The sequence below is a fragment of the Oceanimonas sp. GK1 genome, from assembly GCF_000243075.1.
Lineage (GTDB): Bacteria > Pseudomonadota > Gammaproteobacteria > Enterobacterales > Aeromonadaceae > Oceanimonas.
In genome coordinates, this window is record NC_016745.1 from 675,462 (window position 1) to 690,073 (window position 14,612).

At 56.9% G+C, this 14,612-nt stretch carries 16 protein-coding genes; 8 read left to right on the forward strand and 8 right to left on the reverse strand.

Going from position 1 to position 14,612, the window contains the following annotated elements:
* Window positions 1-5: 5 nt before the first annotated feature.
* On the reverse strand, window positions 6-464 hold the full coding sequence (gene dut, locus GU3_RS03215; protein WP_041543480.1) for a dUTP diphosphatase: 459 nt from the start codon (window positions 462-464) through the stop codon (window positions 6-8).
* Window positions 448-1,656, reverse strand: a complete 1,209-nt coding sequence (gene coaBC / locus GU3_RS03220) for a bifunctional phosphopantothenoylcysteine decarboxylase/phosphopantothenate--cysteine ligase CoaBC (RefSeq protein WP_014291123.1) — start codon at window positions 1,654-1,656, stop codon at window positions 448-450. The genes dut and coaBC overlap by 17 nt, the downstream gene beginning before the upstream one ends.
* Window positions 1,657-1,765: 109 nt before the next feature.
* Here coaBC and radC point away from each other — a divergent pair, with 109 nt between their 5' ends.
* The 4 genes from radC (at window position 1,766) to mutM (ending at window position 3,894) form a co-directional block, all read left to right on the forward strand.
* A complete protein-coding gene (gene radC, locus GU3_RS03225; RefSeq protein WP_014291124.1) occupies window positions 1,766-2,440 on the forward strand; it encodes a DNA repair protein RadC in 675 nt (224 codons plus the stop codon).
* Between the two features lie 129 nt (window positions 2,441-2,569).
* Complete coding sequence (gene rpmB / locus GU3_RS03230) at window positions 2,570-2,806, forward strand: 50S ribosomal protein L28 (RefSeq protein WP_014291125.1); 237 nt, start codon at window positions 2,570-2,572, stop codon at window positions 2,804-2,806.
* Between the two features lie 11 nt (window positions 2,807-2,817).
* Window positions 2,818-2,988, forward strand: a complete 171-nt coding sequence (gene rpmG / locus GU3_RS03235) for a 50S ribosomal protein L33 (RefSeq protein ID WP_014291126.1) — start codon at window positions 2,818-2,820, stop codon at window positions 2,986-2,988.
* 93 nt (window positions 2,989-3,081) lie between these two features.
* Complete coding sequence (mutM, locus tag GU3_RS03240) at window positions 3,082-3,894, forward strand: bifunctional DNA-formamidopyrimidine glycosylase/DNA-(apurinic or apyrimidinic site) lyase (protein ID WP_014291127.1); 813 nt, start codon at window positions 3,082-3,084, stop codon at window positions 3,892-3,894.
* A 346-nt stretch (window positions 3,895-4,240) separates the two neighbouring features.
* Here the strand turns inward: mutM and coaD are convergent, their stop codons facing one another.
* Window positions 4,241-4,726: a pantetheine-phosphate adenylyltransferase gene (gene coaD / locus GU3_RS03245; RefSeq protein WP_014291128.1), complete on the reverse strand. Its 486-nt coding sequence runs from the start codon at window positions 4,724-4,726 to the stop codon at window positions 4,241-4,243.
* 78 nt (window positions 4,727-4,804) lie between these two features.
* On the opposite strand from coaD, the gene GU3_RS03250 reads away from it, so the two are divergent.
* Window positions 4,805-5,824: a glycosyltransferase family 9 protein gene (locus GU3_RS03250; RefSeq protein ID WP_014291129.1), complete on the forward strand. Its 1,020-nt coding sequence runs from the start codon at window positions 4,805-4,807 to the stop codon at window positions 5,822-5,824.
* Here GU3_RS03250 and GU3_RS03255 read toward each other — a convergent pair.
* Both GU3_RS03255 and GU3_RS03260 read right to left on the reverse strand, forming a co-directional pair.
* The gene (locus GU3_RS03255; protein ID WP_014291130.1) at window positions 5,793-6,569 is read right to left on the reverse strand and encodes a glycosyltransferase family 2 protein; all 777 of its coding nucleotides are present in this window, start codon (window positions 6,567-6,569) and stop codon (window positions 5,793-5,795) included. The genes GU3_RS03250 and GU3_RS03255 overlap by 32 nt on opposite strands.
* On the reverse strand, window positions 6,566-7,627 hold the full coding sequence (locus GU3_RS03260) for a glycosyltransferase family 9 protein (RefSeq protein WP_014291131.1): 1,062 nt from the start codon (window positions 7,625-7,627) through the stop codon (window positions 6,566-6,568). Before GU3_RS03260 ends, GU3_RS03255 begins: the two co-directional genes overlap by 4 nt.
* Window positions 7,628-7,713: 86 nt before the next feature.
* On the opposite strand from GU3_RS03260, the gene GU3_RS03265 reads away from it, so the two are divergent.
* A complete protein-coding gene (locus GU3_RS03265) occupies window positions 7,714-8,424 on the forward strand; it encodes a 3-deoxy-D-manno-octulosonic acid kinase (RefSeq protein WP_014291132.1) in 711 nt (236 codons plus the stop codon).
* Between the two features lie 77 nt (window positions 8,425-8,501).
* Entirely contained in the window at window positions 8,502-10,532 is a 2,031-nt protein-coding gene (locus tag GU3_RS03270) for an acyltransferase family protein (protein WP_050899392.1), read from the forward strand.
* Between the two features lie 36 nt (window positions 10,533-10,568).
* On the opposite strand, the gene waaA is transcribed toward GU3_RS03270, so the two are convergent.
* Together waaA and waaF are read right to left on the reverse strand one after the other, a co-directional pair.
* A complete protein-coding gene (waaA, locus tag GU3_RS03275; RefSeq protein ID WP_041543484.1) occupies window positions 10,569-11,828 on the reverse strand; it encodes a lipid IV(A) 3-deoxy-D-manno-octulosonic acid transferase in 1,260 nt (419 codons plus the stop codon).
* A gap of 2 nt (window positions 11,829-11,830) precedes the next feature.
* Window positions 11,831-12,862: a lipopolysaccharide heptosyltransferase II gene (gene waaF, locus GU3_RS03280; RefSeq protein ID WP_041542889.1), complete on the reverse strand. Its 1,032-nt coding sequence runs from the start codon at window positions 12,860-12,862 to the stop codon at window positions 11,831-11,833.
* A gap of 72 nt (window positions 12,863-12,934) precedes the next feature.
* Between waaF and GU3_RS03285 the strand changes: the two genes are divergently transcribed.
* A complete protein-coding gene (locus GU3_RS03285) occupies window positions 12,935-14,014 on the forward strand; it encodes a glycosyltransferase family 9 protein (RefSeq protein WP_014291136.1) in 1,080 nt (359 codons plus the stop codon).
* Window positions 14,015-14,035: 21 nt separating this feature from the next.
* Here the strand turns inward: GU3_RS03285 and GU3_RS16690 are convergent, their stop codons facing one another.
* A complete protein-coding gene (locus tag GU3_RS16690) occupies window positions 14,036-14,596 on the reverse strand; it encodes an acyltransferase (RefSeq protein ID WP_014291137.1) in 561 nt (186 codons plus the stop codon).
* Window positions 14,597-14,612 lie beyond the last annotated feature (16 nt).

Sequence of the window (14,612 nt, forward strand, 5' to 3'; positions counted from 1 at the left end):
GTTGGTTAATGACGACCGGAAGAGCCGAACCCGCCTTCTCCCCGCTCGCTTTGGTCAAAGTCGTCCACCAGGGTGAACTCGGCCTGCACCACCGGCAGTATCACCAGTTGGGCAATGCGCTCGCCGGGCATGATGGTGAAGCTGTCCTTGCCACGGTTCCAGCAGGATACCATCAGCTGGCCCTGATAGTCAGAGTCGATCAGCCCCACCAGGTTGCCCAGCACGATACCGTGCTTATGGCCCAGGCCGGAGCGGGGCAGTATGGTGGCGCAAAGGCCGGGATCCTGAATATGAATGGCGATGCCGGTGGGCAACAGTTGGGTGTCGCCCGGCGCCAGTTCCAGCGGGGTGTCCAGGCAGGCACGCAAATCCAGGCCGGCGGAGCCGGGGGTGGCGTAGGCGGGCAGGGGAAAGTCGGTGCCGACCCTGGGGTCGAGAATTTTCAGCTCAATGGGTTTCATGATATCGGTTCGCAATTAATGTCAGTAACTGTTCGGCCAGCTCGTTTTTGCCGGCAAGGGATAAATGCTGATGGCCGCCGGGCCAGAATACGCTCAGGGCATTCTGATCGCTGTTAAAGCCACGATCGCTGCCGGATACGTCGTTGGCGGCGATCATGTCGAGGTTTTTACGCGCGAGTTTGTCGAGGGCGTATTTTTCCACATCTTGAGTTTCGGCGGCAAACCCCACGGTAAAGGGCTTTTGTTGCAGCGCCGCGACCGAGGCCACGATGTCGGGGTTTTTCACCAGCTCCACCACCATATTATCGGCCTGAGTCTTCTTGATCTTGTGCGCTGCCGCTATTTTTGGCGCATAGTCGGCCACGGCGGCACAGGCGATGAAGATCTGCTGCTCGCCGATGCCGTCCATCACGGCATCAAACATGTTCCGGGCACTTTCCACGTTGACCCGCGTTACCCCGGCGGGGGTGGCGAGGTGCACCGGACCGCTCACCAGGGTCACCTCGGCGCCGAGCGCCACGGCGGCAGCGGCCAGGGCAAAGCCCATTTTGCCCGAGCTGTGGTTGGAGATGTAACGCACCGGATCCAGCGGCTCGCGAGTGGGGCCGGCGGTCAGCATGAGTTTGAGGCCGGCCAGGGGGCGGGCTTTGGGGGCAAAATGCCGCTCGACCAGGGCCACCACTTCCATGGCCTCCAGCATGCGGCCGGGGCCCACGTCGCCACAGGCCTGCTCGCCCTGCGCCGGGCCCCAGAGCTGGACGCCACGGGCCCGCAGGGTGGCCAGGTTGGCTTGCGTGGCTGGGTGGCGGTACATCTGCTGGTTCATGGCCGGGGCCACCGCCAGCGGCGCCGCCGTGGCCAACGCGACGGTGGTGAGCAGATCGTCGGCCAAACCGGCGGCGAGCCGGCCAAGGGTATGGGCGCTGGCGGGAGCGATGAGCAGCAGATCGGCCCATTTGGCCAGTTCTATGTGGCCCATGCCGGCCTCGGCCGCCGGGTCGAGCAGGGCGCTGGACACCGGCTCGCCCGATACCGCCTGCAGGGTCAGCGGCGTAATAAATTCCTGGGCGGAGGCGGTCATGATCACGCGCACCTCGGCGCCCCGCTCCTTGAGCCGGCGCACCAGCTCGGGCACCTTGTAGGCGGCAATGCCCCCGGTGATGCCGATGACAATGCGTTTTCCTGCAACAGACATGCGGTGTTCTCCTCGTGTACAGCCGGCAAGATTATCACAATCATTTCCCGGTGTGGCCTAGGCTTAAGCTTCCAGACTCAATCGCACTTGGGACAGGGAGGGCATTGCCATGAGCATCAAGGACTGGCCGGAAGACGAGCGTCCGCGGGAAAAACTGCTGAGCCGGGGGGCGGCCAGCCTGTCGGACGCCGAGTTACTGGCCATTTTTCTGCGCACCGGCGCCAAAGGCATGGACGCCGTTACCCTGGCCCGGGTACTGCTTGAGCAGTTTGGTTCGCTGCGCGGCCTGATGCAGGCGGAAGCGCGCCAGTTTTGCGAAGGGCCCGGCCTGGGCCTGGCCAAGTTTGTGCAGTTGCAAGCCTGCATGGAGCTGATGCGCCGCTTTCTGGACGAGCGGCTGAAGCGGGAGCATGCCCTGACCAGCCCGGATCTGACCCGGGCGTTTCTGCAGTTGCGGCTTCGGGATCAGCCCCGGGAGGTGTTCGCCCTGCTGCTGCTCGACAACCAGCACCGGGTGATTGAATTTCACGAGCTGTTCTTTGGCACCCTGGATGCGGCGGCGGTGTACCCGCGGGAAATCGTCGCCCTGGCGTTGAAGCAGGGTGCCGCTGCGGTGATTTTGGTGCATAATCACCCGTCCGGAGTGGCCGAGCCCAGCCGGGCGGATCGCATGATCACCGAGCGTATACAGGCCGCCCTGGGGCTGCTGGATATTCGCGTGCTGGACCATCTGGTTGTAGGCGATGGCGAAACCGTATCCTTTGCCGAGCGTGGCTGGCTGTGATGCCGGGCGTTTGGCTTGTTGTTGATCTCGAGCGGGATTTGCTGTATAAATTGCCGCCTTATTTTGCCCCGACTGACGGCCAACGGGGTATCATTGCTCGAGCAAAAGTAAGTTTTGGAGAAGACTGACATGTCTAAAGTATGCCAAGTAACTGGTAAGCGGCCAGCTGTTGGTAACAACCGCTCTCACGCGAACAACGCCACCAAGCGTCGCTTCCTGCCCAACCTGCAAACTCACCGTTTCTGGGTTGAGAGCGAAAAGCGTTTTGTAAAACTGCGTATCACCACCAAGGGTATGCGTATTATCGACAAGAAAGGTATCGACAGTGTCCTGGCTGACCTGCGTGCCCGTGGCGAAAAGGTCTAAGGAGATAACTCATGGCTGCTAAAGGTATTCGCGAGAAGATCCGCCTGAACTCCAGCGCCGGTACTGGTCACTTCTATACCACTACCAAGAACAAGCGCAACATGCCCGAAAAAATGGAGATCAAAAAGTTTGATCCTGTGATTCGTCAGCATGTGATCTACAAGGAAGGGAAAATCAAGTAAGATTTTGCCTTCTCAAAAAACCCGGCTTCGGCCGGGTTTTTTTATGGACGCGACCTTGGCTATACTGCCGCCTCACTGCCGCAGGAGGGCGATATGCCGGAGTTACCAGAAGTCGAAGTCAGTCGTTTGGGCATTACCCCCCACTTGCTGGGAGAGTCGGTGATGCGGGTGGTGGTGCGTAACCCCAGTCTGCGCTGGCCGGTGCCGGCGGAGATCCAGGAGCTGACCGGGCTGACCCTGACCGGAATCCGCCGCCGGGCCAAGTACCTGTTGCTGGAAACTGACTGGGGCACCGCCATTCTGCACCTGGGCATGTCCGGCAACCTCAAGGTGCTGCCTCACGGCACCCCGGCGGGCAAGCACGATCATGTAGACATCGAATTTGCCAACGGCAAGCTGCTGCGGCTGAACGACCCCCGTCGTTTTGGCTGCCTGCTGTGGACACGGGAAGCCGTAGAGCAGCACCCGCTGCTGGCCCGGCTGGGGCCGGAGCCGCTGACCGACGCCTTTGACGGCGATTACCTTTACCAGCGCAGCCGAGGCCGCAAGACCGCCATCAAGCAGTTCATCATGGACAATCAGGTGGTGGTGGGGGTGGGCAACATCTACGCCAACGAGTCGCTGTTTGACGCCGGCATTCACCCTCAGCGAGAAGCGGGCAGCATCAGCCGGGCGCGTTATTTGAAACTGGCCGAGGAAATCAAAACCGTGCTGGCCCGGGCCATCGGCCAGGGCGGCACCACCCTGAAGGACTTTACCGGCAGCGACGGCAAGCCGGGGTATTTTGTGCAGGAGCTGCAGGTCTACGGCCGGGCGGAGCAGCCTTGTGTGCGCTGTGGCGGCCTGCTGAAGGAAGTGCGCATGAACGGCCGCAGCACGGTGTTTTGCGGCCGCTGCCAGCGGTGAAAACCCGTTACTGTCTGCTAGAGCCTGCACACTCGTCGGTCAAAGCGCACTACTTCGCCGGCACGCCGTAAACCCTTCCATGGGGGCTCCGTTGCGCCATCCCTGGCGCAAAGGGCGCGGCGAAGCAGACACCCATTGCCCTCCTCAGGTGAGCAATACGTCGACTGTTGTTGGTCTTCGACGGTCGGCGCAGGCGTTTCTCAAAGCGGCAGCGGGGATTGCCGTAGCCGACCGTCAAATGCCACGGATGGCATTTGCCGAGCGTCCCAAGGATGGGCTTGAAGCGTGTCGGCGGAGTGCAACCGCGCTGCCGCTTTGCATTCCAGGGGCGTTCAAAAACAGAGGATCACACCAGCTTCTGCGCGATAGCCTTACGAACGGCCTCGGGCACGAACTGGCTGATATCGCCGCCGTGAATGGCCACTTCTTTTACCAGGGTGGAGGAGATAAAGGAGTTTTCCTCGGCCGGAGTGAGAAACACGCTTTCCAGCTCCGGCATCAGCCGCCGGTTCATATTGGCCAGCTGAAACTCATACTCAAAGTCCGACACCGCCCGCAGGCCCCGCACCAGCACGGTGGCCTGGTATTCCCTGGCAAAGTCCACCAGCAGGCCGGAAAAGCCCACCACGGTCACATTGCTCAGCTGCTCGTGCTCAATCACTTCCTTGACCAGCGCCACCCGTTCTTCCAGCTCGAACATGGGCCGCTTGCTGGGGCTGAAGGCCACGCCCACGATCACCTCATCGAACAGCTGTGATGCACGCTCAATCAAGTCCAGATGGCCATTGGTAATGGGATCGAAGGTGCCGGGGTAGATGACCCTGATGCTCATGACGGTTCCTTATTAACAAAAGACAGGAAAAGACTTTAAGGTAGAATACCGCAGCACTGATGCAAGCGGGAGAGCGGAATGAAGCGAATACTGGTGGTACGCAACGACAAGATCGGCGATTTTATGCTGGCCTGGCCGGCCTTTGCCCTGCTGAAGGCGTCCCTCGACTGCCATATCACCGCCCTGGTGCCGGGCTATACGCGACCGCTGGCCGAGCTGTGCCCGAGCATCGACGCCGTGCTGGCCGACCCGGGCAAGCATGCCGGTGCCGCCGAGCAAGAAGCCTTGCTGAAACAGATTAAATCCGGTCATTTCGATGCCGTTATCTGTCTGTTCTCCAACTTTCGTAACGCCAAGCTGATGTGGCAGGCGGGCATTGCTCAGCGTTGGGCGCCGGCCACCAAGCTGGCCCAGGTGTTTTACAACCACAGGGTGAAACAGCGCCGCTCTGCGTCCGCCAAGCCGGAGTACGAATACAACCTGGATCTGGTGCGGGCCTTTCTTGCCCACAATGGCATTGCGCCGGCAGAGCCGAAACCACCCTACCTGAGCTTTGATGCCGAAGCACTGGCGGAATTTCGCCGGCAGCAGGCCGAGCGGCTGGGCATGGATGCCGGCCGGCCCTGGCTGCTGGTGCACGCGGGCAGCGGCGGCTCGGCCAATAACCTGAGCGCAACCCAGTATGCCGCGCTGATCAAGGGGTTGGTCGCGGACTTTCCTGCCGTCCAGGTGGTACTGACCGCCGGGCCGGGGGAAGAGGCCCTGGCCAACGAGGTGGCGACCATGGCCGGCGGGCAGGCGGTGGTGGCCGGCGGCCTGCCGTTGCCGGACTTTTGCCGGCTGCTGGCCTGTGGCCAGTTGTTTGTGGCCGGCAGCACCGGGCCGCTGCATATTGCCGCCGCCCTGGATGTGCCCACGGTGGGCTTTTTTCCCCTGCGCCGTTCCGCCACGCCGCTGCGCTGGCGCCCGCTCAACAGCGAGGGGCGCCATCTGGCCTTTCATCCCCCCGAGGGGGCCGAGGCAGAGGACATGAGCAGCGTGGAGGTGAGCCAGGTAACTGAAAAAGTCACTCCCTGGGCGGCTGGGTTTCTGTCTTGATCCAAAGATCGGCGTATTTCACAAAGGTGGAATGGGCCGACAGCAGGCTGAGCAGCAGGCCCTGTTTGCCGTCGAGGAAACCGGCCTTGAGTACATACATTTTCATAAAACAGCCGATACCGTGCAGCAGGCCCTGGGCGAGGGAGCCTTTCTTGCCTCGTTGTTGGCGCTGTTCGGCCCAGGCGGCGGCATAACCCGCCGATTTCACCAGGTAATGCTGCAAGTCCCGGTAGGTGTAATGCAGCAGATCGCCCTTCAGTGGCGCTGTGCTGATGCCGGGGCCAATCTCCACCTTTTCATGCACCAGCGCCTCGTTGTAGCCGGTGAGCGCCTTTGGATAAAGCCGCAACACGCGATCCGGATACCAGCCGCAATGGCGAATAAAGCGACCAAACACCCAGGACAGGCGCGGCAGGGAGTAAACGGTGTTGGCGGCAGGATGGGCCAGCACCGTTTCTATGCTGGCCCGCAGCTCGGGGGTGACCCGCTCGTCCGCATCCACCCACAGCACCCAGTCGGAGTTGACCTTGCTCTGGGCCAGGCGGCGCTGGGGGCCAAAGCCAGGCCACTGCTCGTTGACAAAAAAGCGGGCGCCGGCGGCCTCGGCTACGGCCTGGGTGGCGTCCGTGCTGCCCGAGTCCATCACCACAATTTCATCCACCCAGTTCAGGGTGGCGAGGCAGTCGGCCAGGTTGTCGGCCTCGTTCTTGACGATCAGCACGGCGGCAAGGGTAGGGCGGCTCATAAAGGCTCCTGTAACAGATGGAAATCCCGGCAGATGCGGTCGAATTGTGTGGTGACCTGATCGAGAGTAATACGCTCCATGGCGCGGGCATCCTTGACCCGGGTACGCCAGGGTAGCTGCTCCGGGGTTTTGCCGGTTTCTGCCAGCAACGCCTCGGCATAGGCACTGACCACATAGTCCCGGCAATGATAGGGTCCGGTACGGGCCGGGTTATGATGGGCATAGAGCCCCAGCACCGGGGTGTTGGTCAGGGTGGCCATGTGCGCCGGACCGGTATCCGGCGCCACCACCAGGCTGGCGGTATGAATGAGTGCCATCAGCTCGGGCAGGGTGGTTCGGCCTACCAGGTTTTCATCGATATGAGCGGTGCGTTGCTGAATGTTCGCCGCCAGATCCCGCTCCATCTTCGCCGGGCTGCCGATCAGCATGACTTTCATGCCTTTGTGATGGGCGTGATCGGCCAAGGCGGCATAGCCTTCGGCGGTCCAGTTCTTGTAGGCCTTGCTGGCGGCCGGGCAGATCAGCAACAGCGGACGTCCGTCCCGGTGCCGGGCGGCCTGTGCCTGCGCGCCGGGGGAGACGGGCCAGTCCCAGCGGGGCGTGGTGTCCGCTAATCCCAGTGCCTGGCCAAAGCCCATAAAGCCGTCGGCCACGTGCTCACCGGCGGCGGCCACCTTGAGGTTGGTGAACAGCCACTGGCCGTCCTTGGCCCGCTCCCGTTCAAAACCGAGCCTATATTTGGCGCGAACACCCAGGCTGGCGATGCTGGCGCGAATCGCCGCCTGCATATGCAGCAGGGCATCAAACCGGCGACCGCGCAACTGCCGCCACAGCTGGCGGTAGGCCAGCCAGCCGGCGCCTTTGTCGAACACCAGGATCTCGACGCTGGGCAGCTGGCCCAGCAACTGGGCCTCGATTTTGCCGGTGATCCAGGTAATGCGGGTGGTTGGCCACTGGCGTTGTATGGCCTGCACCAGTGCCACCGCGTGGCAGCAGTCGCCAATGGCGGACAGGCGCAGCAAACACAGGGACTCGGGAGCCGAGGTGAACAGTGCCATAAGGAAACTCTTGTGGAATTGGAGTCCGGCATTATGCAAAGCCTTTTCGGCCATGTAAAATTCGGCTTTTCGCTGGGGGGATGGTAATGGAACGCATTGAGCACGGCTCCGAAATTATCTGGTACGATCCGGAATGCTTTGGTGACTTTCACCGGGACTTTTTTGAAATCGACTACTGGCGTGAGCACAACGCCATTCGCGGCAAGTCGGTAGGGCGCAACACCACCTGGTTTGTGGAAGACGAGGTGGGCCAGAAGGTACTGCGCCACTACTACCGGGGGGGCATGATTGGCCGAGTGATGGAAGACACCTTTCTGCACGTGGCCGAGTCCAAAAGCCGGGCCATGGCCGAGTTCACCGTGCTGGCCAAGCTGTACCGCAAGGGCTTGCCGGTGCCGCGCCCCTGTGCGGCGCGCATGATCCGTTCCAACTTTGTTTATCGTGCCGATATTATCCTTACCCGCATAGAAGGGGCACAGGATCTGGTGGCCATCCTGAAAGAACGCGAGCTGAACGCAGAACAATGGCAAAGCATTGGTCAGACCATTCGCCGTTTTCATAATGCCGGCCTGTATCATGCCGATCTCAACAGCCACAATATCTTGCTGGATGACAAGGGGAAAAGCTGGCTGATTGATTTTGACAAATGCCATTTCCGCCAGCCCGGCAGCTGGTCCCGGGAAAACATGGAGCGACTGTTACGTTCCTTTCGCAAGGAACGCAACCTGCACCAGGAGTTCCACTGGGAAGAACAGGACTGGAAAGCCCTGCTGCAGGGGTATTACAAGGGCAGCTGACGATTATTTTTTGAATATAATAATGACTTAACTTGCCGGGTCATGATAATGACTCGGTGTTTGCTTTGGGAAAAATAGTGGCATTTACAACTTACAGGCCCGATATCGACGGATTAAGGGCTATTGCCGTATTAACGGTGATGCTGTTTCACTTCAATAATCAGTGGTTGCCGGGAGGCTTTATTGGAGTGGATGTGTTCTTTGTTATTTCCGGATACATTATCACTCGCATTATCTATGCAGGAATGACGGATAATAATTTTTCCTTTTCACAATTTTACATCAAACGGATCAAGCGCATACTCCCATTGTTTTATCTGGTGTCGGTATCCAGCCTGTTGGTCTCGTGGCTGATCCTTACACCTGATGATTTGGTCAGGCTGGCAGATAGTATACGTTATGCCAGTGTATTTATTGCTAATGTCCATTTTGAAAAAAACTCCGGTTACTTTGCTCCAGCAGCAGAAAGTATGCCTTTATTGCATATGTGGTCCCTTTCGGTAGAAGAGCAGTTCTATTTTGTCTGGCCATTGCTACTGTTACTGTCCATCAAGTTTCTTTCTCCAGCCAGCCGGAAATGGGTGTTTTTTGTGGTGATGCTGATATTGGTGGGGCTGTCAGAATATGCAGCTCGCACTAATGAGGGAGCGGCGTATTATCTTATCCAATATCGGGGCAGCGAGTTGCTGGTGGGAGCATTGCTGAGCATATTGGTACATGACAGAGGTCATTCCCTCTTTGTACATGAGTCGGTTATTGCTCTTTTGGGCATGGCAAGTGCACTGATATTGGTGTGGTTCTTTTGGGCACTTGACAAGGAAGCTGTGTTTCCCGGGCTGAATGCGTTTATGGTTTCAGTCGCCAGTGCGCTGATTATTTTAAATGGGGAACTGAGAAAAGGATTGCTTTATCGCTTGCTCAGTGCAAGAGGCTTGGCGTTGCTCGGAAGACTGTCCTTCTCCCTGTACCTTTGGCACTGGCCGGTGTTGGTGCTTTACCGTTATTACTTCAACGAAATTAAGGGCTTTGACTATATCTTATGTGCCTCACTGACGTTACTGCTTTCCTTTCTTTCCTGGAAGTATGTTGAAAAGCCTTGCAGATACCTGAAGGTTAAAGGCAGATGGGTGTGGCTGGGTTATTTTGTTATTCCGGTTATTGCCTTGGTGCTGATCGCAAAAGACATCAAGAAAAATGAAGGTTACCAGCAAAGAATGCCTGAGCAGGCATTGGCGTTGTATGAAATTTCCGTCTCAAGTTTTAATGATGTAGTCAAGGCTGTTGCAGCCGATGCGAGTTATCAGCCTTTTGAACTGACACCTATTGGTGATGAAAGCCTTTTGCCTGCTAAACCTGCGGCCTTGCTGTGGGGAGATTCCCATGCGGGACACTTTCGGCCCTTTATGGATATGCTGGGTAAAGACAATGGTTTTTATGCGTTGTATGGTGGTGCTGGTGGGTGTCCTCCCTTTATTGGGGTGGATTTGATCAAGCATGGTCGTCCGGAAGCCGAGTGTACCGACAGAAACAACGCTTTGTTCGAGACGATAAAATCGTCCGAAGCCCCTTGGGTCTTTATGGCTGGTCGTTGGGCCATGTACACGGAAACCACCCGCTCCGAAGGAGAGAAGGGCAGTCGAGTATTTCTTGGAGACAGCAGTGATTACACCGAGTCGGTAGAAAACAGCCGGCGGGCTTTTCGCAAGGGCATGGAAACCACTATCAAAGGCCTGATCGACAGCAACAAGCAACCGGTGCTCTTTGAACAGATACCTTCCTATTCATTTGAGCCTAGTAATTGTCTGGTGAAAAAGGCCAGATATGCTTGGATGAGCGCTATTGATTGCGATATGGACAAGGCCGATGTCGAGCAGCGACAGGCTTATGCCAATCGTGTCATTAAGGAAATGGAGGCCAAATACCCGCAATTGCTGGTCATTCGGCTGAACGGTCTAGTTTGCATGAATGGCAAGTGTGTTAGCCAGTTGAATGGAATTCCGCTGTACTCTGATAATGACCATCTTAATGCTAGAGGCAGTGAACTGCTTTACCAGCAGTATCGGGAGCACGATAACTATCGAACCCTGCAAAGACTGTTGCATCAGTAGAATGTGAACCGAGCGGCCGGTTAGCCGCTCAGTATTTCAAAGTAATGATTGAAGAGGGGTCATCGTTTTAACGATGGCCCCTTTGTTGTTTTCGACAACCTGTTTGGCATTTTGACCGAGAGCAAGACGGTGCATTTCGTCTTCCATTAACGCGATCAGGGTTTGACCGAGAGAATCTGAGTCATTCACAGTAATAAGCGCATTCTTACTATCAAGGCGCTGATAAATATCGCTGAAGTTGAATACAGAGGGGCCGGTCAGCACCGGCTTGCCCAGGGCCGCCGGCTCCAGCAGGTTGTGGCCGCCGCGCTCGATCAGGCTACCGCCCACAAAGGCGACATCGGCTGCCGCCAGCATGAGCGGGAGCTCGCCCATGGTATCTCCCAGATACACCTGAGGCTCCGTGACGGTTTCATCCTGGGTGCGGCGATGCAGAGTGAAACCCTCTTTCTGTATCAGAGCGGCGACCTGTTCAAAGCGCTGGGGATGGCGGGGCACCAGCATCAGCAGGGCATCGGGGAAACGTTGCAAAAGGATTCGGTGGGCGTTCAGCAGCTGTTCGTCTTCCCCTTCATGAGTCGAGGCGGCTATCCAGACCGGGCGTTTGCTTCCCAGTTGTGCCCGCAGCGCTGCTCCCTGCCGACGAACTTCATCGTCGTAGTCAATATCAAACTTGATGGAACCGGTGACGCTCAGCCTGCTTTCCGGTACACCGAGAGCGGCAAAGCGGTCTGCATCGTCCTGGTACTGACAGGCGATATGGGTAATGTTGTTTGATAACAGCCGGAAAATGCCGTGAAAACGCCGGTATTTTTCGGCAGATCGTGCTGATAACCGGGCATTGAGTACCATTACCGGCAGCGTGCGCTGACCGCAGGCAGTCAGCCAGTTGGGCCAGAGCTCGGTTTCCATAATGAGCAGTGCCCGGGGCTGAATGCGGCGCATAAACAAGGCCACCGCCCAGGGAAAGTCCAGCGGGGCATAGCGGTGTTCAACCAGAGCTCCCAATTTAGCGACCTGATCGGAGCCGGTTCGCGTGGTCGTGGTGACCAGTACCGGCAGATCCGGGTATGCGGCTTTCAGGGCCTTGAGCAGTGGTGTGGCCGCCACCACTTCCCCCACGCTGACCGCATGCAACCATACCGGCCGTTTTCCCCTGGGAGAAGGGACCAGCCCCATATGCTCCGGCCAGCGCCGGCCAAAGCCGGGCTTGCCTTTTTTCGGCCAGTACAGCAGCGCCAGCAACAGCGGGCTGAACAGGTGGATAAGCAGGTTGTAGGCCAGTCGATAGAGCATGGTCATAAGCCGGTCAGCTGAGTGAGGGCATCAATCACCCGCTGGGGCGGCAGCTCTTTCAGGCACTTGAGATGCCCCAGCGGACATTCCCGCTTGAAACAGGGACGGCATTCGATCTCGGTGTGCACCACGGCCACGGCTTGCGCCAGTGGCGGTGTATATTGCGGCGAGGTAGAGCCATACACGCCGACCAGGGGGCGCTGCAGGGCGGCGGCGATATGCATCAGCCCGGAATCGTTGGAAACCACTGCGGTGCTCAGTGCCATTAAATCGATCGCCTGGTGCAGGGAGGTTTTACCCGCCAGCACCTGGCAGTGTTGTTGAAGCTGGCTGGGCAAATGGTGCCTGATGGCTTCCGCCACCGGAATATCCTTGGCGGAGCCGAAGATCCATACCTGCCGGCCCTGCTCGATCTGGTGCCGGGCGACCTCGGCGTAGTACTGCTCGGGCCAGCGTTTGGCCGGGCCGAACTCGGCGCCCGGGCACAGGCTTAGAATGGATCTGTCTGTGGTCAGTCCCAGCTCAATCAGCGTCTGTTGCTGGTTCTGCGGATCGACCCGCAGTGCGGGCCAGGGCAGTGCCGGGAGGCAGTGGTTATCCTTCATCTGCTCCCTGGGGTAGGCCAGCGAGACGTAGCGTTCCACCATCAACGGGAAATCGGTCTTGTTACGGCGTAGATCATTGAGCAGGCCATAGCGGGATTCGCCCTTCCAGCCGGTGCGTTTTTTGATACCGGCAAACAGCGGGATCAACGCCGATTTGAGCGAATTGGGCTGAATAATGGCCCAGTCGTAGCCTGTTGTTGCCAGCTGCCGGCCCAGCCGAAAGCGCTCGGCCAGCTTCAAGTCACCATGGCCCAGCGGCATCACAATGGCCTTGTCCACTTCGGGCATGCGCTCCAGCAGAGCGCAGCACCAGGCCGGTGCCATCACATGCAGCTCGGCATCGGGATGCTGTTTTTTCAGGGTGATGTACAGGCTCTGAGACATCACCATGTCTCCGACCCAGGATGGGCCTATTACCAGAATTTTCATGATGTTGGCACTTTGTCTTTGATGGCATGGGATTATACAATCGGCGGCTGGTCCTCTCCATGGTAACGCGTAGTGTTTAGACGATTCATCTCCCGATCACAGTTATTCAGAGATCAGCTGCGCCGCAAACTGGGTAAACTGTGGTTCGACCGGCCCTCTCGGGGAGCTGATCTTGCTCAGGTGAAGCGGGTTTTGCTGGTTCGCTGGGACGCCAAGATTGGTGACTCAATTGTCTCCTCGTTCTTTTTTAGGGAGTTGCGGCGGTTTCGTCGGGATATTCAAATTGATGTGATCACGGCTCCTCATATGGCATCGCTTTACCAGGAACATTTTGGTGTGGATCATGTCATCTGCTGCAAGAAACGGCCGAGTTATACCGAGCTGAAAAAACTGGCATTCGAAACAGGGCCGGTGGATCTGGTGATCCATCTCGGTAAACACTTGAAAATGAAGGATATCTATTTTCTTCGCTGCCTCGATGCCGACAATGTAATGGGGCTGGATGATGAGCTTGAGCTCATTAATCTGAAACTGGGAAATGCCACTGCAGGCCAGCATTTTTCCGACAAGTTCGCTCATGCGCTTGAACTGCTGGGGGCTTCTGAATATGACCGGGAATATATTATTCCTGAAGACGTGGCCCGGCGTCAGCATGTTCTGCTGGAGTGGCCTGATGCACCTGTTGTGGCATTGAATCCGTATGGGAGCGGCAGCAGCCGGCGCCTGAATTTTGACTCGGTATCCATGCTGGTGACGCTAATCTCCGATTATTTTCCTCACTGGAAGGTATGCCTGATGTCGACACCCGACACCAAGCAACAGACAGAAGAGTGGTGCGACCTTCTTGGAAGAGAATGGGTATTTACGGTCAAATGTAGCGAAACCATTCAAGATGCGATTGAAATCATTCGACTCTCGAAAGCCGTTATCTCTGTTGATACCGCTATAGTGCATATTGCCAGTGGTCTGAAAAAGCCACTACTTGGCCTTTATAATGAGGACAGAGAAAATTTCTCTGAGTGGAACCCAGGTACTAACCTCGCTAGTGTTGTGTTTGCTCGGTTAGATAGTAACGAGATTCAGGATATTAATAATCTTGACCCAATAGCTTGCCGTGAAGCCTTAAAATCATTGTCCGGAGCGAGTGTTTAAGTAAATTTACTGAAGCTGACATTAAAATGTCAGCTTCTCATTCCATGAAATATTATCTTTTATTTTTCTGGCGGGAATGCCCGCTGCAATAGTGTTTCTTTTATGCTTTCCGGTGACAACTGAATTGGCACCTATAACACATTCCTGTTCTATTTCGGCGCCTTTAAGAACCATGACATTTTCTGAAATCCAAACGTGATTACCTATGGTAATGTTCTCAGCATGATTGATTCGCTGACCATTTTCATAAATATCATGCCCGTCACTGGTCAGCATCATTACGTTATGAGCAAGAAGGCAATCTCTGCCAATGGTCAGTGTGGTTCCTCTTTCTCTACAAGATAACTTGCAACTTCCGGTATTGACTGTTCCCGCCCCAATATGAATAGTGCAGTCCTCGCCGAGGATCTCAATTTTCATGTTCCTTAAATTACAGTTTTCACCAATGAATAGAGAGTTGTTTTTTCCTTTGATAAAGATTTCACATCCCCTGATTCTTGTGGAAGAATGAATTTCTAAACGGTTGTCAGGCTGAATTTTTATTTTGTTCCTGAACCAGCGCTTTATTTTTTTAATGTTCATTAAATCCCATCATAAA

Coding starts and splice junctions, on each gene's coding strand:
- GU3_RS16690 (WP_014291137.1), bottom strand. CDS start 14,596: ATGAACATTAAAAAAATAAAGCGCTGGTTCAGGAACAAAATAAAAATT.
- rpmG (WP_014291126.1), top strand. CDS start 2,818: ATGGCTGCTAAAGGTATTCGCGAGAAGATCCGCCTGAACTCCAGCGCC.
- mutM (WP_014291127.1), top strand. CDS start 3,082: ATGCCGGAGTTACCAGAAGTCGAAGTCAGTCGTTTGGGCATTACCCCC.
- rpmB (WP_014291125.1), top strand. CDS start 2,570: ATGTCTAAAGTATGCCAAGTAACTGGTAAGCGGCCAGCTGTTGGTAAC.
- waaA (WP_041543484.1), bottom strand. CDS start 11,828: ATGCTCTATCGACTGGCCTACAACCTGCTTATCCACCTGTTCAGCCCG.
- GU3_RS03250 (WP_014291129.1), top strand. CDS start 4,805: ATGAAGCGAATACTGGTGGTACGCAACGACAAGATCGGCGATTTTATG.
- waaF (WP_041542889.1), bottom strand. CDS start 12,862: ATGAAAATTCTGGTAATAGGCCCATCCTGGGTCGGAGACATGGTGATG.
- GU3_RS03255 (WP_014291130.1), bottom strand. CDS start 6,569: ATGAGCCGCCCTACCCTTGCCGCCGTGCTGATCGTCAAGAACGAGGCC.
- radC (WP_014291124.1), top strand. CDS start 1,766: ATGAGCATCAAGGACTGGCCGGAAGACGAGCGTCCGCGGGAAAAACTG.
- GU3_RS03265 (WP_014291132.1), top strand. CDS start 7,714: ATGGAACGCATTGAGCACGGCTCCGAAATTATCTGGTACGATCCGGAA.
- coaD (WP_014291128.1), bottom strand. CDS start 4,726: ATGAGCATCAGGGTCATCTACCCCGGCACCTTCGATCCCATTACCAAT.
- GU3_RS03260 (WP_014291131.1), bottom strand. CDS start 7,627: ATGGCACTGTTCACCTCGGCTCCCGAGTCCCTGTGTTTGCTGCGCCTG.
- coaBC (WP_014291123.1), bottom strand. CDS start 1,656: ATGTCTGTTGCAGGAAAACGCATTGTCATCGGCATCACCGGGGGCATT.